This is a genomic window from Microcystis wesenbergii FACHB-1317, from assembly GCF_014696875.1.
Classification (GTDB): domain Bacteria; phylum Cyanobacteriota; class Cyanobacteriia; order Cyanobacteriales; family Microcystaceae; genus Microcystis; species Microcystis wesenbergii_A.
This window is the reverse complement of sequence record NZ_JACJQV010000044.1, coordinates 1-22,105: the sequence shown is the minus strand read 5'-3', so window position 1 is coordinate 22,105 and position 22,105 is coordinate 1. Positions and strand designations below refer to the sequence as shown.

Here is a 22,105-nt window from a genome sequence, read left to right as displayed (position 1 = left end):
TCGTCACATTGAATAATCTAGGACCACCAGGGTTCTTCGCCGGTGCGGAAGTCGGTTTCCGTCCAAGTGGAGAAGACGACTTTATCATTATCGGTGACGTTGGCATGGGCGAGGGCTAAGGATAGAGGCGCTGGACCGCGAACTACTTTTCCTTCGGCATTGTACTGGGAACCGTGGCAAGGACACATGAATTTTTCTTCGCTGGCATTCCATGGCACCACACAACCTAAGTGGGTGCAGACGGCGTTAATTCCGTAGTTGGCCAGGGTTTTGTCCTCTTGGACGACTAAATAGGTGGGGTCGCCTTTTAAGCCTTGGGCTAAAGTGCGATCGCCCGCGTTATGGCTGGTCAGAAATTGACTGACAATCACATCATTGCCTAGGGCATCTTTAGCGGTGACACCGCCACCCGTACCACCGGCCGAGGGGGGAATAAAATACTTAACAATCGGATACAAAGCCCCCGCTGCTACTCCGGTAATTGTACCAAAGGTCAACAGGTTCATAAATTGACGACGACCCAAATCGGGAACATCTGTACCGGAAACTTGACTCATTGCTCCTTATCTCCAAATGTAAATTTTTGTAAACTAATTCTCATCTAAGGGCGATTTTGTGCATCTCGATCAAGACGAAAACCCAGAGCTTAAAGAAGGTTTACAAGGGCTTTATTAGATTATTACAGATATTGAGTCACGGACAATTGCCACGGCAAAGCTGCCCCAAATGCGATCGCTGTTTGATCGCTTTTGCCGAGATGAGAAACCGCGAACATCGAAAGAATCTTAAAAAATTCGATCCAATGGAAAAGTTAAGTCTCCATATACCTTTAACTTGGGTTAGTAGCCAAGAATACAATGATTTCAAGTCATACCTACCGGCTTGTACAGGGAAAATTCTCGCATCAGTAGATTACCTAACTCAATTTGTCAAGGCTGGGATTACTTTCAATGCTTGGTATAAAAATTTTTATTTATCTCTATCATCTTTAACCCATGAAATTAGCTGATATTCTCAAAGACTCAAGTTATAAGTTGTCCCAGTTTACGCCGACGGAAATTGAGCAATTAGAGCAGACAATTACGCTTAAAAAGACGAAAAATGGGGAAGCTCCTTATACAATTTGCTTAGTACGGAAAAAAGAGATTAAACTTACCCCAGAAGAAGCGATTAGACAATTATATTTAAGGGTTTTAAGCGATCGCTTACATTATCCTCTCAGTCGCATTCAGGTGGAGTATGGGGTGAATTTTGGCAGACTAGAAAGCTTGGGAGTAAAACTAATCTGATGAACACAAAAATAAATCTACCAATGGAACAAATTAAAGGATTTTGTCAAAAGTGGCAAGTCACCGAATTGGCATTATTTGGTTCAGTTTTACGCGAAGATTTCCGTTCAGATAGCGATATTGATATTCTAATTACCTTTTCTCCAACTGCTAAACGAGGTTTAACTGAAACCCTACAAATGCGCGATGAACTGCAAGCAATTTTCAATCGAAAAGTAGATTTAATTGTGAAAGCAGCACTCAAACGGAGTGATAACTGGCTAAGATGTAAAAACATTTTAGAATCAGCACAGATTATATATGCCTCGTGATCAAGAATCTCTAATCGACATTGTAAATGCTATCAGACGTATTTTGCGCTATACTGATGGTATCGGTAAATCAGAATTGGAAACCAATGATGAAAAATTGTCGGCCATCCTCTACCAAATTACCATTATTGGTGAAGCGACTAAACGTCTTTCTGTAATCTTCCGTCAACAATATCCAGAAATTCCTTGGCGAGAAATGGCTGGAATGCGAGATGTCATTGTTCATAAATACGATCAGCTTGATTTGGATGTGGTATGGGACATAGTTGAAAATAAATTAACAGAACTTTTAAAAGCGATCGCACCTTTACTCTAAGAGTGCTTTAAAAGCAAAATCCAAACAACTCTTAGAAATTGCTAAAATAGGAGTAGAAAAAGCGATAGAAACCGATGAAGAAACGGCAACCGCTTGGATAAACCAACAACTAGAAAGCTTGGGAGTCAAACTAATCTGATCAACACAAAAATATGAAAATTCCTCAAGAAAAACTCTCACAACTTTGCCAACATTGGCATATTCATAAACTTTCCTTATTTGGTTCAGTTTTACGAGATGATTTCACCGCAGATAGTGATATTGATCTGCTCGTTGAGTTTGAACTTGGTTTTACCCCTAGTTTTTTCAAACTTCATCAAATTCAAGAAGAATTATCTCAATTATTTGATGGACGTACTATTGATCTCGTTACCATCAAATCTCTTAATCATCATATTCGTGAGCGTGTTTTAGCAACAGCAGAGGTGTGTTATGTCGCAAAAAGATAATCAAGTGTATGTTGAACACATGATTGACACAGCAAATAAAGCACTTAGCTTTGTAGAAGGTGTCAGTCGAGAAGATTTTGATAATAACGAACTTTTACGGTTATCCCTCACCCATTTATTGCAAATTATCGGAGAAGCAGCGCGTCGTGTATCACCAGACTTTCGAGAGAATTATCCAACAATTCCTTGGCAAGCAGTCGTCGGAATGCGGAGCAAAGTAGTACACGATTACTTAAATGTTGATGAAGATATTGTTTGGAATACCGTTAAAAATGATTTACCACTTTTAGTTAAAGAACTAGAAAAGATTCTGCTCAGGTAAAACTTTGGGAAAATTAGCAACATTTAGATATTGAACTAACCCACTCAAGCAGAGAAACATGAAAGCACTCAAGGTTATGGCAACCATTGATGAACAAGGACAACTAACCCTAGATCATCCTTTAATCATAGACAAAAACAGCCGTGTAGAAGTTATTATTCTCATCCCAGAGGAGGAAACCCAAGAACCATCTCAAGCAGAAATTTTAGCAGACTTTCGGCAAGCTTGGCATGAAGCCATGACAGGACAAACCATTCCCGTTTCTCAACTTTGGGAAGGGTTAGAAGATGACTAATCAACCGATAATTCAAGTTTTAGCCTCGGCAACATTCAAGTGAAATCTCCGCACTCTTGCTAAGAAATATCGCAGTATTCGAGATGACATTCAACAATAATCACGACAATTGTTGATTTTTACCAGAGGTTTATTTTTAACGGGGGAGGATGTCAACCCTCACTGCTAGACTCAACAATATGGCCGACTTCGCTGATCCATTGGGCAATTTCTGCGGGGGATGCGGTGGTTTCTACCGTGACGATTTTATTGGCTACATCCACCGATATTTGGGCTGCTGGTTGCTGATTGTTAATCGCTTTAGTAATGGTATTAGCGCAACCTTCACAGGCAATACTAGGCACTTTTAGGGTAATTGTCATTGTTGTAACTCCAGTAACTTCATAGCTAAAAACTAGCATAAATTGTCAGGGGTAGCTGATTTTTTAAGAGTTTATTTACCATTTCAGCACTGCCGCTTCGATCCCCTGTTCCCGACGCAGTTGACTATCTTTTTCTAGCCATTGAATGACCTGTTTATGGGTTAGTTCTTCTAGGGTTACTCCCGTATCCTCGGCGATTATTTTTAGTAAGCGTAGGGAAGAAATCGTTAAACGAGTCAGGAATTTTTCTGGAGAAGTCAAGAGAGCAGCGTCCACATCTGCGGATTCTTCTGGGGTTAAAAATTGTCTGTTTTCGATCATAGTTTTATTTGGTTTCCATCCAATTGTCACCGGCTTTTATTTCTACCAAGAGAGGGATCGTCAAGGAGACAGCTTCTTCCATAGTCGTCTTGATTTTTGACTCTAGGGATGGCCATTCTTCCCTCGGTACTTCCAAGACTAATTCATCATGGACTTGCAGCAGTAATCTCGCTCGATAATTTTGCAGTACCTCGGCCAATTTTACCATCGCTACTTTAATAATATCAGCACTGGAACCCTGAATGGGCGCATTAGCAGCCGATCTTAATAATTGTGCTTCCTCGTTGTTGAGTTTGAGGCTATCTAAATCGATGTCGTGTAAGGACAGTCCTCGCAGTCTTTTTAAGAGGGGATTATCGAAGTTAAAATAACGTCTTCTGCCCAAAATTGTTTCCACATATCCCTGAGCGATCGCTTGTTTTTTGCTATTCTCTAAATACTCAAATACTTGGGCATAACGTTGATGATATTTTTCAATAAATTTTCTGCCCTGTTCTACGGTTAATTTCGATTCACGGGCGAATTTTTGCGCTCCCATGCCATAAATAACCCCGAAGTTAATTGTCTTTCCTAAACTGCGTTCTTCGGGGGTAATTTCCCCTTTATCAAAGAGCAATTGAGCGGTGACTTTATGAACATCTTGATTACTACGATAGGCTTCTAATAAAACTGGTTCTTGGCTGAGATGAGCGAGAATTCTTAACTCGATTTGTGAGTAGTCCGCTGACACCAATAAGTAACCATCTTCGGGAATAAAAGCTTGACGAATTCGTCTGGAAAATTCACTGCGAATGGGGATATTTTGTAGGTTAGGATTGGAGGATGATAAGCGTCCGGTGCTGGTGATGGTTTGATTAAAATCTGTATGTACTCGTGCGGTTTTTGGTTCGGCTAATTTCGGTAAAGCATCCACATAGGTGGATTTTAATTTGGATAAGGTGCGATGTTCAAGGATATAATCAACTAAGGGATGATCTCCTTGTAGTTTCTCTAAAACACTTTGATCGGTGGAGTAACCTGTTTTAGTTTTTCTGGATTTTTTGCGATTGAGTGCCAATCGATCGAAGAGGATTTCACTTAACTGTTTAGGAGAGCTAAGATTAAAAGTTTCTCCGATAGATTCGTAGGCATTTTTTTCTATGTATGCTAGGTCTCTTTCTAGTTGCTGGGACAAGTTTTTTAGATAATTGATATTAATTTTTATACCATAATTTTCCATCTGCCACAGCACCATGACTAAGGGAGATTCTACCTCTGAGAATAATTGATATAAAGGGGGAATTTTAGTTAATTCTGCCTGTAATTTTTCTCGAAGTAAATAGGTAGCGTAGGCATCTAATCCACAGTAGTTAGCAGTGGTGGTAATATCTAAATCAGCGATGGTTTTTCCCCCAGGAATACCGAGACTTTTATAACTAAGGGAAGTGATACCGTCCAAATAGCGATCGCATAAATCTTCGAGATTATGAGTTAGTTCGGGATGGAGGACATAACTAGCCACCATAGTATCAAAAACTAGACCTTTAACGGTAATTCCTTGATGATAAAAAACATCAATATCAAATTTCGCATTCTGGAAGACTTTCGGATAATTATCACCCGCTAAAATTGGGCGTAATTTTTCGATAACTATCTCTAGATTTAAATTATCACCGCTCTGGTGGCCGATGGGAATATAGGCCAGAGAATTTAATTCTTTTCCCCAACAGCAACCGATCCCGACTAATTTGGCTACACGAGGATTTAAATCCGTGGTTTCGGTATCCCAAGCGACAGGAAAATGTGGATTAGTGAAAGTTGTTAATTTGGCCAGTAAAGCATCTAACTTAGGAATAGTATCAATAATTTCCGGAGCAATTAGAACTGGTGGAGAAATAGGGGGTAAATCAAACAGAGACAATTGATTAGAATCAGCATCGCTAGTTAATTCTAGGGTAGGAGTGCCACCTAGATGCTGTTGAATTTGATCGAGTTTCTGGAGAATTTTCTTTAATTCTAATCTTTCCAATAAAGCTTTAACTAAACGCCGATCAAAACCTCGGAGACGAAATTTATCCTCTTCGAGACTAACGGGGGCATCAAGGGCAATTTTGGCTAAATAGCGAGAACTTTCGGCGGCGGGTTTTCCCTCTAATAATTTAGTTTTTACCATTCCCTTAATCGATTCCAGATTGGTATATATATCGTCTAAGTTATCGTATTTTTTTAATAAATCTATCGCTGTTTTTTCGCCAATTCCGCGCACCCCGGGGATATTATCAGACTTGTCACCGCAAAGAGCTTTAAAATCTACTACCTGTTTTGGTGTCACCCCTAACTTTTCCGTGACAGCTTGGGAATTAAATTCTGTATAACCCTGTCCCGATGTACTTTTGACCGCATTAATATCCAGATAGAGAACCGTGGTTTTTTTCTCCTCATCTACCAATTGGAATAAATCTCGATCGCCTGTTAAAATCTTGACCGTATAACCATGATCACCGGCTTGTTTTGCCAAAGTTCCTAAAACATCATCTGCTTCATAACCCGGGGAAGTCACGATAGGAATATTCATCGCTGCCAAGAGACTTTGCAGATTAGTTAAATCGGGGCGAAATTCTTCGGGAGTTTCTTGCCGATTAGCCTTATAATTGGCATCAGCTTCATGGCGAAAAGAAGGAGCTGCTAAATCAAAAGCAACTGCTAAATAAGTGGGTTTTTGAGTTTCTAGTAACTGCAGCAGAGAATTTAAAAACCCAAAACAAACACTGGTGGGAATGCCGCTAGAAGTACGCAGAGGACCAGAACGAGACTTGGCAAAGGCATAATAGGCACGAAAAGCCAAAGAATGCCCATCGATCAGGATAAATAGCTTATTTTGCTCGGCACTGGTCATAATCTAGCCTCTTTAGTCCTATCAAAATAATACTAAATATTGTATAAAATTTACATTCCCTATTTTGCCCGAATTTGCCCAAATTTGACAAGGGGGTTTTTTCTGTATTAGATTATAACAGATGCTGGCATTGTTCTAACCTTAAATCTTTCTATCTCTTGACAGACGGCGGATGCCTGTGATACCAATTGCATCAAGATCATTTACCGCCATCCTGCTTGTACCACTAGGGAACTATCAGAAAAATGCCGATTACTGTAGGATCTGTTTTAAAGCTGTTAGCGACGAAGGGAATTATACTAAATCTGGTTATTAAAGACTGATTATTTATTCCCCTTTTTGGATGAGATGAGTAGAAAACGGGTTTCTCCGAGAAACCCGTTTTCTGTGCGTTACTCAACGGATTTAGTATTATGCTACACTAGCATCAATATCTAGTCAAAAAGGCTTGTAATTTATGACTCCTCATCTTTCTCTTAGCCAAATTATAGAATCTATCGATCAACTTTCTTTAGAAGAACAAAACCAATTATTTGAAAAATTAGCGCAGAAAAAACAACAACAAGAGCATCCACTGCTCAATATACCAGCTACACTAGCCTATAACCCCCTCTTAGATGAAGTCATAGAGAGTATAGAAACCTATCGTCAAAAAGTTGACCAAGAAGACAGTCAACAAGTTGAAATACCGTGACCCAATATATATTAGATACCGATCATATAACCCTACTGCAAAAACTACATCCGAACTTAGTTCGGAGAGTAGCGTCTATCAATCCTGATGATCTTGCTATAACAATTATTACTTTAGAAGAACAAGTCAGAGGATGGTTCAGCGTGATCAGAAAATACTCTCAAAGCAATCAATATGAAAAGTTAATCAAAGGCTATCAAGGTTTGAGAGATGTAGTTAATTATCTGAGCAAATTTAAAATTTTTAACTATACTTTAGAAGCTCATTATCATTTCAGAGAATTACGGGAGCAAAAAATTCGTATAGGAACACAAGATTAGACCTCTTGTAAAAATCAAAAATTGTTGTTAGGGTTGGGAGTCAGTAGCCAGTAGTCAGGAGTCAGGAGAATTAAGAATGAATAATAATCAGTTAAATGGTCTATTTACAGACTTTATGCCATTTAATCCTTATTTTTGCCGTTTTTGAACCCTGAAAAATTAATTATGCAAGAGGTCTATTTAAGAATTGCAGCGATTAGTTGATCAGAAAACAGTATTTTAGTAACACGCAATTATCGTGATTTCTCTCAAATCCCTAATTTACGCCTACAAGATTGGACGATATAGAACTCTGTAGGGATGACTACGAAAATTGTTACATTTTTTTTAAGGATTACCCAGCCATTATTCAGCCATTAGCCTGGCATCGGCGATCGCTGATAACACCTCGTCAAAAAAATATTTGCCAAAAAGCCAGCGTCAGGGTATTTTAAGAATAATTTTATATGTTTACTTGTCGATTACATGAGAATCCTAGTTACAGGCGGTGCGGGTTTTATTGGTTCCCATCTAATCGATCGCTTGATGGAACAGGGTCAAGAAGTGATCTGTCTGGATAACTTCTACACGGGGACGCGCAAAAATATCGTTAAATGGCTAGGAAATCCTTATTTTGAGCTAATTCGTCACGATATCACCGAGCCGATCCGTTTAGAAGTCGATCAGATTTATCACCTGGCCTGTCCTGCTTCCCCGATCCACTATCAATATAACCCCGTCAAAACGATTAAAACCAATGTTTTAGGGACCATGTATATGCTGGGCCTCGCTAAAAGGGTAAAAGCGCGATTTTTGCTCGCTTCTACCTCAGAAGTCTATGGCGATCCCGATGTGCATCCCCAAACGGAAGAATATCGAGGTAATGTCAACTGTATCGGACCGCGTTCCTGTTACGACGAGGGTAAACGGGTGGCGGAAACCCTAGCTTTTGAGTATTATCGGGAGCATAAAGTCGATATCCGGGTGGCCCGGATTTTCAACACCTACGGCCCGCGAATGTTGGAAAACGATGGACGAGTGGTGAGTAATTTCGTGGTGCAAGCTTTGCGCGGTGAACCCCTAACGGTTTATGGTCAAGGTTCCCAAACCCGCAGTTTTTGCTATGTTTCTGACCTGGTGGAAGGGTTAATGCGTTTGATGAATGGGGACTTTATCGGGCCGGTTAATCTCGGCAATCCCGACGAATACACAATTCTGGAATTAGCGCAATTCATCCAAGGCATGATTAATCCCGAGGCCGAATTGGTCTATAAACCACTGCCGGAAGATGATCCCAAGCAACGACAACCGGATATCACTCGTGCTAAAACCTATCTAGATTGGAGTCCAACTATTCCTCTAAGCCAGGGTTTAAAAATGACGATCGAGGATTTCCGTTCTCGTCTCAGCTAATCCCTAATCAATGAATTTAACTTAATTGTCACTGGAGTAATTATCATGCGTGTTTGTGTTATCGGAACCGGTTATGTGGGTTTAGTCACTGGGGTTTGCCTAGCACATATTGGCCATCATGTCATCTGTATTGACAACAATGAAGAAAAAGTCAAATTGATGAAATCGGGACAATCCCCCATCTATGAACCGGGGTTATCAGAATTAATGCAGTCTTCGGCAGCCTCCGGCAATCTGGAATTTTCCACGGATCTAGAAGCGGGAGTTAAACACGGTGAAATCCTCTTTATCGCTGTTGGTACACCAGCACTACCCACGGGAGAAAGTGACACTCGTTATGTGGAAGCGGTGGCCCGGGGTATTGGGGCCCATCTCAACGGTGGTTATAAAGTAATCGTCAATAAATCGACCGTTCCCATCGGTTCTGGGGATTGGGTACGGATGATCGTCCTCGATGGAGTGGCCGAAAGACAAAAAAATCTCGTGGCCGCTGGTGGCGGTATTAGTACACTAGAACGCATTGAAGCGGAATTCGATGTGGTCAGTAATCCCGAATTTTTACGCGAAGGTTCGGCGGTTTATGATACTTTTAACCCCGATCGTATTGTTTTAGGCAGTAATAACCCGAAAGCCATCGAAATGATGAAGGAATTGTACGCGCCTTTGGTTGAACGTCAATTCTCTGAAGATCCATCCTTGCCTCCCGTTCCCGTGGTGGTTACGGATCTCAGTTCGGCGGAAATGATTAAATACGCCGCTAATGCCTTCCTAGCTACCAAAATTAGCTTTATTAACGAAGTAGCTAACATCTGCGATCGCGTCGGGGCCGATGTCACCCAAGTGGCTAAAGGTATCGGTTTAGATTCCCGTATCGGCAGCAAGTTCCTCTCGGCCGGGATCGGTTGGGGGGGGTCCTGTTTCCCCAAAGATGTGTCGGCTTTGGTACATACCGCAGAAGACTACGGTTACGAAACGGAATTACTTAACGCCGCTATCAATGTTAACAAACGTCAACGGACAATTGCGATCGAAAAACTGCAACAGGAATTAAAAATCCTCAAGGGTAAAACCGTCGGTTTGTTGGGATTAACTTTTAAACCCGATACCGATGATATGCGCGATGCTCCGGCTTTAACCATGATCGAACAGTTAAATCGTTTAGGTGCTAAGGTAAAAGCCTATGATCCGATCGTTTCCCAAAGTGGTTTAAGTCACGGTCTAAGCGGTGTGATTATCGAATCGGATCCAGAAAGATTGGCCGATGGTTGTGACGCTTTGGTGGTGGTGACGGAATGGCAAGAATTTCTCCGTCTCGACTACGGCAAAATGGTTAAAACCATGCGCGAACCCGTGTTAATTGATGGTCGCAATTTCCTCGATCCTGCGGTGGTGACAGCAGCCGGTTTCCGTTACCTCGGTATTGGCCGTTAATCCCAGGAATCCGCCTTTTCAGCAGGAATGACGCGGTTGGGGAAGGGACAATAAGCACCAACCCTTACCCCTGCTCTTAGGGGCGAAAACTGCCCGATTATGCCAGATGAAAAACGAAAACTTCCTAGCTGACCATAAGGATAGTTGCAATGGTTACATGATGTGAACGGGGGCCACTAGAATCCGGGGGCGATGGGTAGAATTAAATTGAGAAACTAGAAATCAGTTTTAGCAATACCTATGGTTAGCTCTGTTCAATACCGCTACACTAACGAACAAGTTAGGGACTGGTTACGGGGATTACTGACAATTGCTTGGTGTGATGGGGATTATAGCGCCAGCGAACAGGAATCGATCGCCCGTTTCGCTCACGAATTAGAATTAGATGACGACCACGTTCTCTATCAGTCGATTAGTCCCGAAGAATTGGCCGCAAGTTTCGGTCATGACCCCAAAATATCAGAAAACTTCCTCCGCACGGCGGTTATGGTAGCGATCGCCGATGGCATTTATTCCCCCGCAGAAGCGCAATTACTGCGTAGTTATCGGGATGCTTTCGGGTTAGAAATCGAGGCCCTGTCAGCTTTAGAACATACTATCTGTGAAATTCCCGAAATTACCACGGAAGCGAATAAATCCGAGTTTATCAGTGCCGAACATCCCCACCCGGATCTGCTGCATCCCCTCAAAGACTGGTTAGATGGGGTGGAAATGCACGATCCGCGCTTGGCCCGGTTTATCTGCAAAATGGTGCCGCCTCAATGTCCTTTTGAACGCGATATCGTGCTGTTTGGTCATAAATTAGTCCATATTCCGCCCCTTTGCAAGTTAAATCCTCTCTACGAGCAATTAGTCGGGTTACGTTTCCGCGCCTTATCATACTTAGCTGATGATTGTCAAGAGGATATTTCCGAGTATATTTAGGCAGTTTAACTAAAATTACCGCTAAAATGGTATAAATATCCTGCTGACAGAAAATATCTCAGCCTCAAGGCTTTGCCTAGCCAATTCTTCCGTTAAGATTAGGTTAAGTCGCCGTTAAGAGAGAAACTATGAGTGAAAACTCCCGACGAGTCGATTTTCCTGATTTACCGGGGCTAAAAAACCTGCGCTCCTATCAATGGCAGTGGCTGGGCCGAGATCTACTCGCCGGTGTCACCGTGGCCGCCTACGCTATTCCCCAGTGTATGGCCTACGGCGACCTGGCCGGGGTCGAGCCGGTGGTGGGATTGTGGACTCTCGTCCCGGCTGCCCTAGTTTACGCCTTTTTCGGCTCCTCATCGCAACTGTCCCTCGGACCGGAATCGACCACAGCAGTGATGACGGCGGCAGCGATCGCACCTCTGGTGAGCCTTCAAGGGGAAAATTACGGCAGTTTAGCGGCTTTTTTAGCCCTAATGGTCGGTTTAATCTGTTTTGTCGCTTATATCGCCCGCTTGGGATTTCTAGCTAATTTACTCTCCAAACCGATCCTAATCGGTTATATGACGGGAGTGGCGGTGATCATGATTGCGGGACAACTGGGTAAAATTAGTGGTTTGTCAATCCGTGAAAATACGGTTTTTAAAGAAATTTTCGCTTTTTTCTGGGGAATAAATCAATGGCACTGGCCAACCCTTAGCCTAGCTCTATTGCTGCTACTATTTCTATTTGTCATCCAAAAATATTTTCCCAAAGCACCGGGTCCCTTGCTGGCGGTTTTACTGGGAACCCTCGCCGTCGCCACCCTCCATCTTGATGGAGAGGGGGTGGCAGTAGTGGGGAAAATTAGCAAGACTTTGCCTAATTTTGGCTTACCAACCCTAGATTTTTCCCAATTACTACCCCTAGGAACCGCGGCCGTCGGCATTGCCCTGGTGGGCTATTCCGATAACGTCTTGACCGCTAGAGCCTTCGCCGCACGTCATAACCAAGAAATCGATGCCAATCAAGAATTTTTAGCCTTGGGACTAGGGAATCTGGCGGCGGGTTTTTGTCAGGGATTTCCCATCAGCAGCAGCGCCAGTCGCACTGCGGTGGGGGATTCTGTGGGTAGTAAAAGTCAGATTTACTCCCTGGTGGTGGCAGTGGTGGTGGTGGCGGTCATTTTCCTGCTCGGTCCGATACTGGCACTCTTTCCCAAGGCCGCTTTGGGTGCGCTGGTGATTTATGCGGCCTGTAAACTGGTGGATATTGCCGGTGCTAAACGACTAAAAAGCTTTCGCAATAGTGAGTTTAATCTCGCTGTCCTGACAATGGTGGGGGTGCTAACCACGGGGATCTTAAGCGGGGTTGCCATCGCCATCGGTCTCTCGGTTATCGATTTATTGGCCCGCATTACTCGGCCCGATGATGCGGTCTTGGGTACGGTTCCGGGGGTGATGGGTTTACACGCACTCCAGGATTGGCCGGAAGCGCAAACAATACCGGGGTTGGTTATCTATCGTTACGATGCCCCCTTATTTTTTGCTAATGCGGCCGACTTTAAACGTCGCGCTCTCAGTGCCATTGCCCGGGAGACAAAACCAGTAGAATGGTTTGTCTTGAATACGGAGGCCCTTGGGGAATTGGATAGTACATCTGTGGAGATTCTTGAGGAATTAGCAAGAGAATTATCAAGACAGGGTATAGTTTTCGCTCTAGCTAGGGTTAAACATGATCTGTACTTACAATTGCAACGTTCTCGCTTGTTAGATAAAATTAGCGAGGAGAGGATTTACTATACTTTGCCGGCGGCGATCGAAGCTTTTAAAAATCGTTAACCGACAGCCAAGCTGAACAACCCCCATTTCTCACCAGTTGAATTGAGAACCTCCTAGCCATTCTCGCCCATAAAAACTAGCTCTCTTGCATCAATCAAAAAATTTTCGGCCAATGTGGGGAAAAGAGTGCCAAAATCCCCGTTTTCTGACGACGCGATGAAACCCTACCAAAAAATTCCTATTCGTGAATCTGGGCAACCCTTAGTACCTATACCCGCAGATAAGTTTGTTATCCCTTCTCCCCATGCTTACGAGAAATTAGGAGCTAATTATCGGGGTAAATCTCCCTATTTTTTGCGACAAGGGGTGTTAAATGCCCTGATTGAGGCTCAAAACCGTCTGCAAGTCTATCAACCCGGTTGGCAAATTTTGATTTTTGATGCCTATCGACCAGTCGAAGTGCAACAATTTATGGTCGATTATACTTTTCAGACTCTCCTAGACACAAGAAGGTTAGCCAAAGAGAAACTATCGGAGGCAGAAAGTCAAGCGATTTTAACAGAAGTTTACACTATTTGGGCGGTTCCCAGCAATAATGCCGCCACTCCGCCTCCCCATAGTACCGGAGCGGCGATCGATATTACCCTAGTGGACGAGAAGGGACAAGCCATCGACATGGGGGGAGAAATCGATGAGATCGGAGAGCGATCGCATCCCGACCATTATATCGCCGCAAAAAGCCCACGAGAACAGAGTTATCATCAAAAACGAGTTTTATTAGCTAAAGTGATGGAGGAGGCGGGATTTAGCCGACATAAGGGGGAATGGTGGCATTTTTCCCTAGGGGATCAGATGTGGGCCTGGTCGCTCGATCGAGCCTACGCCATCTATGGCAGAGTGGAGGATTAAGTAGGGTTTGCGGCAAAAAGTTTCTTGTGGGGACAGGGTGTAGGGTGTAGGGTGTAGGGTGTAGGGTTTTACCGATTTTGAGGGGGTCAATTACCTAATTTTCAGGGGAAAAGTCCAGGGATTTTCCCCCCAATCACTCCCGTCGCTGGTACTTTTTGATTGACAAAAAGTCTAAAAGTCTTACCCAACAAGGTTTTAAGATTTATTCAGCCAACCCTAGACCAATACTGATATACTAACAAAAGAAGACTCAAAGCTTAGACCAGCTTCTGATCGACGATCGCCAAAATTTGCTCAACAAAAGCTTGGTGATCAACCACCGGTTTAGAAATATAACCATCGGCCCGACTCTGCTTGAGAAAATTCTCTCGATCGCCCTCCATAGCGTGAGCGGTGACGAGAATAACGGGTAAATCGGCGGTTTCGGGGTTAGCTTTGAGAATTTGGCTGATTTTAATGCCATCTACCGCTTTCCCTTCATAGACACTATGGGAGAGAGAGACATCCATTAAGATCACATCCGCTTTCTTGTCCCGAGCAATACGAAGCACTTCTTCCACATCTTCGGTCCCTTTAACCTCTAGACCACCTCGTTTGGTCAAAATTTTGGCAAAAACGCGAAAATTAATCGGGTCGTCTTCTACAATCAAAACAGTCGTCATAGGGATGCTCAGGGATAAACAAGGTTAAAACGGGCAAAATGCCTTATGATTCACAGCTAGACAGATTGAAAACGAGAGACTCATGGCCAAACAACTGGATTTCTTAGCTAGTGGTCAAATTATACCCACGGCCTTACACCAAGAGATGGAACGATCCTATCTAGAATATGCCATGAGTGTGATCGTGGGGCGAGCCTTGCCGGATGTACGCGATGGACTAAAACCAGTGCATCGTCGCATATTATACGCTATGCACGAACTGGGTTTAACTCCCGATCGCCCTTTTCGCAAATGTGCGCGGGTGGTGGGGGATGTCTTGGGTAAATATCATCCCCACGGCGATCAGTCAGTGTACGAGGCACTGGTTCGTATGGTACAGGATTTTTCCAGTCGTTACCCACTTTTATCGGGCCATGGTAACTTTGGTTCGATCGATAACGACCCCCCGGCGGCCATGCGTTATACAGAAACCCGTTTGGCCGGCATCGGTGATCAGGCGGTTTTAGGGGGAATTAGCGAAGCTATCGTTAATTTCAACAGTAATTTTGATAATTCTCAACAGGAACCCGTTGTTTTACCCGCTCAGTTACCGATACTGATTCTTAATGGTTGTTCAGGTATTGCGGTGGGGATGGCGACTAATATTCCTCCCCATAATTTAGGGGAAGTGGTGGAAGGTTTAATCGCTTTGATTGATAATCCCGATTTAAGCGAGGAAAAGTTAGTAGAAATTATCCCCGGGCCCGATTTTCCCACGGGAGGCGAGATTTTAGATGATACTGGCATTCGCGAGGCTTATCGCACCGGTAGGGGGATTATTCCCGTGCGCGGAGTGGCGAAAACTGAAACAATTATCATTGAGGGCAAGCGCCGAAGGGAAAGGACGGCAATTGTGGTTACTGAGTTGCCTTTTCAGGTGAATAAGGCGGCATGGATTGAAAAAATCGCCGAATTAGTTAATTTAGGGAAATTGGAGGGAATTGCCGATATCCGCGATGAAAGCAATCGCGAAGGCATTCGGGTGGTGATTGAATTAAAGCGGGAAAGTCAACCGCAGCAGGTTTTGGCGGCTTTATACCAACAAACAGCCCTACAGACTAATTTCGGGGCGATTATCCTCGCTTTGGTCGATAATCAACCCCGACAGTTATCTTTAAAACAAGTTTTACAGGAATTCTTGCGCTTTCGAGAAACAACTCTCACCCGTCAGTATGGCGATGAGTTGCAACAGGCCAGCGATCGCTTACACCTAGTGGAGGGTTTATTATTAGCTTTGCAGAATATCGATCGAGTGGTGGATATTCTCAAAAATGCCCCCGATGGGACGACGGCTAAGTATCGTTTTCAGGCAGAATTGGGCATTAGTGACCCTCAAGCTGATTCTATCTTGGCTATGCCTCTGCGTCGTTTAACTGGTTTGGAAAGACAAAAGTTAGAGACGGAAGCGACGGAATTACAAACAAAAATTCAACAGTTAGAAACTCTCCTCCATAACCGTCAGGAGTTTCTCAAGTCTCTGAAAAAAGAATTGCGCTCTTTAAAGAAAAAATTCGCCGATAGCAGACGGACAAAAATTCGCACCGGGAAGTCGGGGGACAGGAGGCAGCAGGCAGCAGGGAAGAAACTGGATTCTGTGGTTAAAAAACAGGAGACGGTCCCGATGAAAAAATTTTCACCACCAGAAATGAAAGAGGTTTCCTTCCCCACACCCCACACCCCACACCCTACACCCCCTTTGAAGGCAGAAGTTAAAAAACAGGAGAATAAAGTTAAGAAAAAGTCTGAGAGTGAGAATACACCGATTTTAAGCCTATTTACGCCCCAAGAACCCCCAGAAAATGCGATTTTATTGCTTGATGCCGAAGATAAAATTAGTTGGACGACACCAGAAGAGCGAGTGCCGGACCAGGGTTTAATTATCTATCAACAGGCGCTCGAAAAACGGGAAAATTTCCTAGTTATCCTCGATAATGCCAAAGCTTACCCGATTGCTACCCGGGAAGTCCCCCCACAAGCAAATCAACCGGTGTTAATCTCCAGTCTGCTGACCAAAACCGCCCAAAAAGAGTCAGAAGCCGTGTTAAATCAATTTTTCTTGACAGAACCTCAAAAAAATCAAGAATTGCTTTTACTGAGTCAACAGGGGCGAATAAAGCGGCTTCCCATCGATGAATTAGAGGGGGTTGGTAGTCGGGGTTTGTCCCTGATGAAATTGAAAGAAGATGATCGCCTATATGCTGCTATTTTTACTCACGAGGGCCTGGACTTAGCGATCGCCACCAGTAGCGGTCGGGTGTTGCGTTATCCCGTGCGCGAGGAATTATTGCCAATGATGGGTAAATCTGCCCAAGGTTTAGCAATTTTGCGATTGCGCTACGGGGAAAATCTAGCTGGTTGTGTTTCTCTCCCTCATCGGGAAAATCTACTTCTGATTTCGGGATTAGGTTACGCGAAAAGACTGGCGATCGAGAATTTACGCCTATCACAATTAGGCGATCTTGGTTCACCCGCTTTACAATTCGTCAACAAACAGGATAGTTTAGCGGCCATGGTAGCGGCGCGGGCGGGGAGTATAGTGTTATTAAGTACCAATCAGAATCGAAAACTACCCTTAGAGGTGGAAACTGTGGCAGTCACGGGTAAAGACGGGACAGGTTCACAATTAGTCAAACTCAACCCCACAGAAAAAATTATCAAAGCACAATTGTTACACCATCTCTAAGTCAATGGCGAAAAAACCGAAAAATGTTGCTCGTAAACACCGAAATTGGCAAAAATGGTTAAAACTAACTCTAATTCTGGTTTTTGGGTTTATTATCCTTAATTTAGCGATTAATTTAGCCATCCGCTGGCCAATTAATCAACAAAAACCCGTTGATGCCATCTTAGTTTTGGGGGGCAGCATTCGTCGGGAAATTTATGTGGCCAATCTGGCCAAGCAATACCCCAATATACCGATTTTAATTTCCCAAGGCTCGAAAGATCCCTGTATTTTATTACTATTTGAACGGGCAAAAGCACCAAAAACTAACGTCTGGTTAGAAAAGTGTGCTAATTCTACCTTCGACAATTTTTTCTTTGCCGTGCCAATTTTAAAACAATGGGGAGTACATAAAGTAAAAGTTGTCACTTCTCCTACTCATTTACCCCGGGCTAAATGGTTAGCAGCAATTCACTTGCAATCCCACGGTATAGCAGTAGAACTCGATACAGTCCGAGAAATTGGTATCCCGGGTAATCACGAATCAAAGCTAAAAACTGGGTTAGATGTGACTAGAAGTATAATTTGGGCTTTTGTGGGACAATTAATCTATCCCCCCTGTTGGCAAGTTATTCCTTTAAATTCCGTTGATTTAGAAACTTGGCGCAATCAAGGTTTTAAATGTGAATCTGAAAGTAGGATCAATTGACACTCCCTCGCTCCTTCCTTGTCCTCCTTGGCTTTTTTATCACAATATTAAGAAGGGTTCTACTCATAATGGAAAGTCGAAAAACCAGTGTCAGGATTGTGGTGGTCAGTTGGTCATTAATCCCAGTCAGATTCTTTCACAGACCAGTACTGGGATTTTATTGATTGTCGCCAGAGGGAAAATCCAGGGACGTTTACAGGTAAAATAAGCTCGTTATTCCTCCTCCTCATCGGTTGTAGGGAATTTCATACTGGCCCAAGTTAACTGTTTTTGCTGGTCTTTTTCTGGTTCACTAAAACTCTCTTTGAGTTGTTCTTTTACCTGAGCAATATTACCACTTTGAGCGGCATTCTTTAGATCATAGATATAACGGGCATTTTCGATCGCTTCCTCTTTACTACGAGAACTAGACTCAAAGCATTTTTCTAGGTCTTTGTAAATACCCTTGCGAGAGATTTTGAGAAAATATTGACGTTCCGTATCGATCAGTTTAGCCAATAATTCTAGGTGCATGGAATCCTCGGCACAGATATCCGCGAGTATATCCCATTCTTCACTCCCCAAAAGATTATTATCCGCTCCCGGTCGCGGGTCTTGAAAAGTTTCTCCAGTCACTTGTTTATAAATCTTCGGTAATTGGTCATCAAATTCGTGCTTTTCTTCCCTCCAAATCCGGCGAATTTCGCTGAGTTCCTCCGTGGTAATTAGGGTAATATCTTTCATCTCCTCCGGCGCATTAGTACGCACGCTCTCCTGAGCCTCTAATACCCTTCTCAGCCAATATTCTCGCCATTGTTTAGTATAAGGGCCGGGTATGGGTTCGATCGATATTTCTCCATTTAAGTTTCTTTCAAATAATTGTACTTTCCCAAAGATACGGCGAAAATCCCGTTTTGGTCGGTCATCTTCTATATCCAATTCGTTGCGAAGGTCTAAAAGTGGTTGTAACCATTCTTTTTCCTCGTCATTCTGTATCATTGCCTCCATCGATTTATCTTTATTCACCATCGTACACACCCAACAACCAAAGCGCGAATCTCCACAGCTAGGAGTGGAAGTATCTACCACTAGGGGACATTCATTATCCGCAGTCGCCCCTCGATACATTGCTAATAATTCTTTGTTATCCCCTCCCCAGGGATTTTCCCACTGCATTAAGTACATCCATACTTCATCAGTACGCCAATCTTCTATGGGAAGATAGAAATATGAATTAGGACGACTAGGATTAGCATTCAGGCGATCTCGAATTCGCCATCCCCGATGTTTTTCCATATTTCTAGCGCGGGCAATACTTTCAGCTTTACGAGTACCTAAAACAAGAATTGCCTCTCCTTCATCTCGAATAATATCTCTAATAAAAAAATCTGTAGGCTTAATTTTCATTCTTTCAGTACACCATCTAAATCTTTTTCTTGGGGCAGGATATCCTTTACCAATTAAACAACTCCAAAAAGTATCTTCAACTGAAGGAAAAGTTAATTTAGTTTTAATAGGCATCTGTTTTTTTGCAGCAGCTTCCTGTAATGTCTTCAAAGAATTTCTGACCCAAGCTGCAACAATAGGATTTTCTACCAAAGTATCATTGGTTATTACATAAATCGTTTTAGTTCTCTTTTTTATCGGTAGCAATTCGATAGCATTCCAAACTAATTGTAATACTGTTGTCGAATCTTTTCCTCCACTCCAACCAACTACCAACGGGCTATTATCCTGACAGTACAATTCCTGAATTTCCTTAGTTAATAATTGAATATCTTCGATTAATTCAGGAAGAGTACGATTAGGTAAAATGGTTGTTTGCTCTGATTTCATAATTAATAATTTAAGTAACTAACTTCTAAAAATATTCTGACGATGCCATTGGATAGCTTCAAGTTTTGGATAGTGATCTTCTAGAGTGGGTAATAAAATATTCATACCATGAAAGTCTTGAATGGCTTTAGCGTTGGGAGAAATTTCTTGAAAGTCTTTACTAATCATAATTTTGTATTCATCATCAATAGTAAATAGTCCTTGATCGAATGCCCAATGATGATTTTTACAAAGAGATAAACCATTGTTTATCTGGTTATCATAGAATCTGGCAAAAGGTTTGATATGTGCGCCATCGACAATACTTTGTGTCAAGGAGTGGATTACTTTAAGACCACAAAAAGAGCATTGATAATCGTATAAATGGACGACTGATTTACGAAATAACGCATCTCTAACGATAGACTTTCTAAAATAATATTTTGTCTGTGTTTCTCCTTCAGCTAAAACGCTACGATCTAGTTCAGTGTCATCATCTTGTTGTAAGACTTGATTAATTTCTAAAATATCTTCTAATTGCTTTTGACTAGAAGAAAACCAAGCTTCTATTAGAGTATCAATTAGCTGTCGTCTAGCTTCCGGTTGCTGTAAAAGTTTATACAATTCCTGATCTAAAATAGCATAATCTACATCTGCTCTAATTTTGGGAATAGTTTGAGGACGGCCGCCATCATAGCTATCACTAAACTTTAACTTCCAAAATCCGTCATTTTTTAGATGAAAAAACGGTAAAGCTAACCCACCTTTGAAAGTATCTGGGTTTAAACGCTTCCAATACTTGTCAAAAGTATTGATTAATTCATCAGAAATATATATTTTATTGTCTTGAATTTGAGAATCACTAATTAACTCAATTACTGATAATAATAAGATAGGCTTATAAGGTGCTTCACCACTTTGCTTAGACTTATTGACTTTAATTTTAGAAAATAAGTCACAATAATATTTTAAATTGCGTAGGGGAAGACTATCGACCATAGGGGGGGGGAGATATGCGGGTAAAAAAAGGAAACCATTACCAGCATACAGAAAAACATCCCACCGAGAGAGAAAAATATAGAAAGCCTAAAGAGATAGCCATAATAACATCGATCGAGCGCGGCTGACGAGCGATCGCCTAATGCCAGAACTTATGTACTAATTAAAAATGGGAGAGTAGTTAACCTAATGATCAAGTGATAGCAAATTGGGAATCTTGCCTTAATTCTTCGCTAAGAAACCCTAAAACAATGGGTTCTGGAGGGATACCAGCTTTGAGGAGGTCGGAAGCGACTCCTTCTTCAGTACCATCTCGTTGAATCCAAAATTTCCCATCAATTATGATTGTTTGAGAACAACATTTTATCAATAAACTTCATCATGAGTACCAATGTCAAGTAAAACAATAACTTCCTTCTGGGTGTCTGGTTCAATTTCTATAGAAAAAATAATCCGACAATCATAACCACAAGAACAAGCTTTAAGTCCCGATAATTCTCCTTTTAATGAATGAGTTCCCAAGCTCAAAAAATAAATATCTTCCCTCATTTGTGCCAATGTCTTCTCAATGGCTTTCTGTCGTTGGGGATTTCTGAGAACAAACTTACGGAAAGTCCGCTTAAATTTAGGCGTTAAGACGAGTTCTCTCATGTTATCTATTCTAAAGTTTCTCTCAATTCTCTCAGAATAATATCTAGGGGTTGAGGTTTAAATTCTCCTTGATGAAAAGCATTAATTGACTCCTTAGCATCCCTAGCAATTTCTTGACGACGAATATCAAGTAAACGATTTTGTAAAATTTCTAATAACATTTCCTGTTGTTCTAAAGATAGTTGCTCAACAGTATTTAAAGCTTGTTCTAAACTAATCATAATTTAAACTCAAACAAACTACCCTATTTTTTATTCTAACAACAAAAAAGCACCCCCTTACGGGAGTGCCTTTTCGTTCAGACTAGGAATTAACCATTGATAGCAGGAGCGGTCAGAGCTACGGGAGCCTGTTCACCACTAGCCAAGTCTAAGGGGAAGTTGTGAGCATTACGCTCGTGCATTACTTCCATACCGATACCAGCGCGGTTTAACACATCGGCCCAAGTACCAATTACACGACCTTGAGAATCGAGAATCGACTGGTTGAAGTTAAAACCATTGAGGTTAAACGCCATGGTGCTAACACCCATCGCCGTAAACCAGATACCGATTACCGGCCATGCACCCAAGAAGAAGTGCAGAGAACGGCTATTATTGAAAGAAGCGTATTGGAAGATTAA

General features: G+C 42.3%; 27 protein-coding genes. 16 read left to right on the top strand and 11 right to left on the bottom strand.

Features of this window, described 5'->3' with window-relative positions:
• Positions 1-17: 17 nt before the first annotated feature.
• A complete protein-coding gene (petC, locus tag H6F92_RS01015; protein WP_002781457.1) occupies positions 18-557 on the bottom strand; it encodes a cytochrome b6-f complex iron-sulfur subunit in 540 nt (179 codons plus the stop codon).
• A gap of 245 nt (positions 558-802) precedes the next feature.
• On the opposite strand from petC, the gene H6F92_RS01010 reads away from it, so the two are divergent.
• The 7 genes from H6F92_RS01010 (at position 803) to H6F92_RS00980 (ending at position 2,982) form a co-directional block, all read left to right on the top strand.
• Positions 803-1,009, top strand: a complete 207-nt coding sequence (locus H6F92_RS01010) for a hypothetical protein (protein WP_190356479.1) — start codon at positions 803-805, stop codon at positions 1,007-1,009.
• A complete protein-coding gene (locus H6F92_RS01005) occupies positions 996-1,289 on the top strand; it encodes a type I restriction enzyme HsdR N-terminal domain-containing protein (RefSeq protein WP_233256440.1) in 294 nt (97 codons plus the stop codon). The genes H6F92_RS01010 and H6F92_RS01005 overlap by 14 nt, the downstream gene beginning before the upstream one ends.
• A 23-nt stretch (positions 1,290-1,312) precedes the next feature.
• Positions 1,313-1,600, top strand: coding sequence for a nucleotidyltransferase family protein (locus H6F92_RS01000; protein ID WP_110545707.1), 288 nt, complete (start codon positions 1,313-1,315; stop codon positions 1,598-1,600).
• Complete coding sequence (locus H6F92_RS00995; protein ID WP_190356478.1) at positions 1,590-1,916, top strand: HepT-like ribonuclease domain-containing protein; 327 nt, start codon at positions 1,590-1,592, stop codon at positions 1,914-1,916. The genes H6F92_RS01000 and H6F92_RS00995 overlap by 11 nt, the downstream gene beginning before the upstream one ends.
• Before the next feature lie 152 nt (positions 1,917-2,068).
• The gene (locus H6F92_RS00990) at positions 2,069-2,365 is read left to right on the top strand and encodes a nucleotidyltransferase family protein (protein ID WP_002754691.1); all 297 of its coding nucleotides are present in this window, start codon (positions 2,069-2,071) and stop codon (positions 2,363-2,365) included.
• Positions 2,349-2,687, top strand: coding sequence for a HepT-like ribonuclease domain-containing protein (locus H6F92_RS00985; RefSeq protein WP_190356477.1), 339 nt, complete (start codon positions 2,349-2,351; stop codon positions 2,685-2,687). Before H6F92_RS00990 ends, H6F92_RS00985 begins: the two co-directional genes overlap by 17 nt.
• Before the next feature lie 58 nt (positions 2,688-2,745).
• Positions 2,746-2,982 (top strand): type II toxin-antitoxin system RelN family antitoxin, encoded by a 237-nt coding sequence (locus H6F92_RS00980; protein WP_190356476.1) that lies wholly within the window; start codon positions 2,746-2,748, stop codon positions 2,980-2,982.
• Between the two features lie 152 nt (positions 2,983-3,134).
• Here the strand turns inward: H6F92_RS00980 and H6F92_RS00975 are convergent, their stop codons facing one another.
• Genes H6F92_RS00975 through polA form a run of 3 tightly spaced genes read right to left on the bottom strand, consistent with a single transcriptional unit; the run spans position 3,135 to position 6,540 of the window.
• A complete protein-coding gene (locus H6F92_RS00975) occupies positions 3,135-3,383 on the bottom strand; it encodes a heavy-metal-associated domain-containing protein (protein ID WP_190356475.1) in 249 nt (82 codons plus the stop codon).
• Between the two features lie 36 nt (positions 3,384-3,419).
• Positions 3,420-3,665, bottom strand: a complete 246-nt coding sequence (locus tag H6F92_RS00970) for a hypothetical protein (RefSeq protein WP_002746191.1) — start codon at positions 3,663-3,665, stop codon at positions 3,420-3,422.
• A gap of 4 nt (positions 3,666-3,669) precedes the next feature.
• A complete protein-coding gene (polA, locus tag H6F92_RS00965) occupies positions 3,670-6,540 on the bottom strand; it encodes a DNA polymerase I (protein ID WP_190356474.1) in 2,871 nt (956 codons plus the stop codon).
• Positions 6,541-6,997: 457 nt separating this feature from the next.
• Between polA and H6F92_RS00960 the strand changes: the two genes are divergently transcribed.
• From H6F92_RS00960 to H6F92_RS00930, 7 genes are all read left to right on the top strand, one after another.
• Entirely contained in the window at positions 6,998-7,234 is a 237-nt protein-coding gene (locus H6F92_RS00960; protein ID WP_190356473.1) for a hypothetical protein, read from the top strand.
• A complete protein-coding gene (locus H6F92_RS00955; RefSeq protein WP_190356472.1) occupies positions 7,231-7,554 on the top strand; it encodes a type II toxin-antitoxin system VapC family toxin in 324 nt (107 codons plus the stop codon). The genes H6F92_RS00960 and H6F92_RS00955 overlap by 4 nt, the downstream gene beginning before the upstream one ends.
• Positions 7,555-8,019: 465 nt before the next feature.
• Complete coding sequence (locus tag H6F92_RS00950) at positions 8,020-8,946, top strand: UDP-glucuronic acid decarboxylase family protein (RefSeq protein WP_190356471.1); 927 nt, start codon at positions 8,020-8,022, stop codon at positions 8,944-8,946.
• 45 nt (positions 8,947-8,991) lie between these two features.
• Positions 8,992-10,377 (top strand): UDP-glucose dehydrogenase family protein, encoded by a 1,386-nt coding sequence (locus H6F92_RS00945; RefSeq protein WP_002746179.1) that lies wholly within the window; start codon positions 8,992-8,994, stop codon positions 10,375-10,377.
• Positions 10,378-10,617: 240 nt separating this feature from the next.
• The gene (locus tag H6F92_RS00940; protein ID WP_002804186.1) at positions 10,618-11,301 is read left to right on the top strand and encodes a Mo-dependent nitrogenase C-terminal domain-containing protein; all 684 of its coding nucleotides are present in this window, start codon (positions 10,618-10,620) and stop codon (positions 11,299-11,301) included.
• Between the two features lie 128 nt (positions 11,302-11,429).
• The gene (locus H6F92_RS00935) at positions 11,430-13,118 is read left to right on the top strand and encodes a SulP family inorganic anion transporter (protein ID WP_190356470.1); all 1,689 of its coding nucleotides are present in this window, start codon (positions 11,430-11,432) and stop codon (positions 13,116-13,118) included.
• Between the two features lie 156 nt (positions 13,119-13,274).
• Entirely contained in the window at positions 13,275-13,967 is a 693-nt protein-coding gene (locus tag H6F92_RS00930; protein WP_190356482.1) for a M15 family metallopeptidase, read from the top strand.
• A 257-nt stretch (positions 13,968-14,224) separates the two neighbouring features.
• Here H6F92_RS00930 and H6F92_RS00925 read toward each other — a convergent pair whose 3' ends face one another.
• Complete coding sequence (locus H6F92_RS00925; protein WP_190356469.1) at positions 14,225-14,629, bottom strand: response regulator; 405 nt, start codon at positions 14,627-14,629, stop codon at positions 14,225-14,227.
• Positions 14,630-14,711: 82 nt separating this feature from the next.
• Here H6F92_RS00925 and H6F92_RS00920 point away from each other — a divergent pair, with 82 nt between their 5' ends.
• A complete protein-coding gene (locus H6F92_RS00920) occupies positions 14,712-17,351 on the top strand; it encodes a DNA gyrase/topoisomerase IV subunit A (protein ID WP_190356468.1) in 2,640 nt (879 codons plus the stop codon).
• A 4-nt stretch (positions 17,352-17,355) separates the two neighbouring features.
• Positions 17,356-18,039, top strand: coding sequence for a YdcF family protein (locus tag H6F92_RS00915; protein WP_190356467.1), 684 nt, complete (start codon positions 17,356-17,358; stop codon positions 18,037-18,039).
• Positions 18,040-18,252: 213 nt separating this feature from the next.
• Here H6F92_RS00915 and dndC read toward each other — a convergent pair whose 3' ends face one another.
• From dndC to H6F92_RS00885, 6 genes are all read right to left on the bottom strand, one after another.
• Positions 18,253-19,854 (bottom strand): DNA phosphorothioation system sulfurtransferase DndC, encoded by a 1,602-nt coding sequence (gene dndC, locus H6F92_RS00910; RefSeq protein WP_190356466.1) that lies wholly within the window; start codon positions 19,852-19,854, stop codon positions 18,253-18,255.
• A gap of 18 nt (positions 19,855-19,872) precedes the next feature.
• On the bottom strand, positions 19,873-20,832 hold the full coding sequence (locus H6F92_RS00905) for an HNH endonuclease (RefSeq protein WP_190356465.1): 960 nt from the start codon (positions 20,830-20,832) through the stop codon (positions 19,873-19,875).
• Between the two features lie 193 nt (positions 20,833-21,025).
• Positions 21,026-21,202, bottom strand: a complete 177-nt coding sequence (locus H6F92_RS00900) for an element excision factor XisI family protein (protein WP_190356464.1) — start codon at positions 21,200-21,202, stop codon at positions 21,026-21,028.
• Positions 21,199-21,483: a type II toxin-antitoxin system RelE/ParE family toxin gene (locus H6F92_RS00895; RefSeq protein ID WP_151696863.1), complete on the bottom strand. Its 285-nt coding sequence runs from the start codon at positions 21,481-21,483 to the stop codon at positions 21,199-21,201. The genes H6F92_RS00900 and H6F92_RS00895 overlap by 4 nt, the downstream gene beginning before the upstream one ends.
• A gap of 5 nt (positions 21,484-21,488) precedes the next feature.
• Positions 21,489-21,704, bottom strand: a complete 216-nt coding sequence (locus H6F92_RS00890) for a hypothetical protein (protein WP_190356463.1) — start codon at positions 21,702-21,704, stop codon at positions 21,489-21,491.
• Between the two features lie 89 nt (positions 21,705-21,793).
• Positions 21,794-22,105: photosynthetic reaction center family protein (locus H6F92_RS00885; RefSeq protein WP_043998051.1), on the bottom strand; the 312-nt coding region annotated here is incomplete at its 5' end.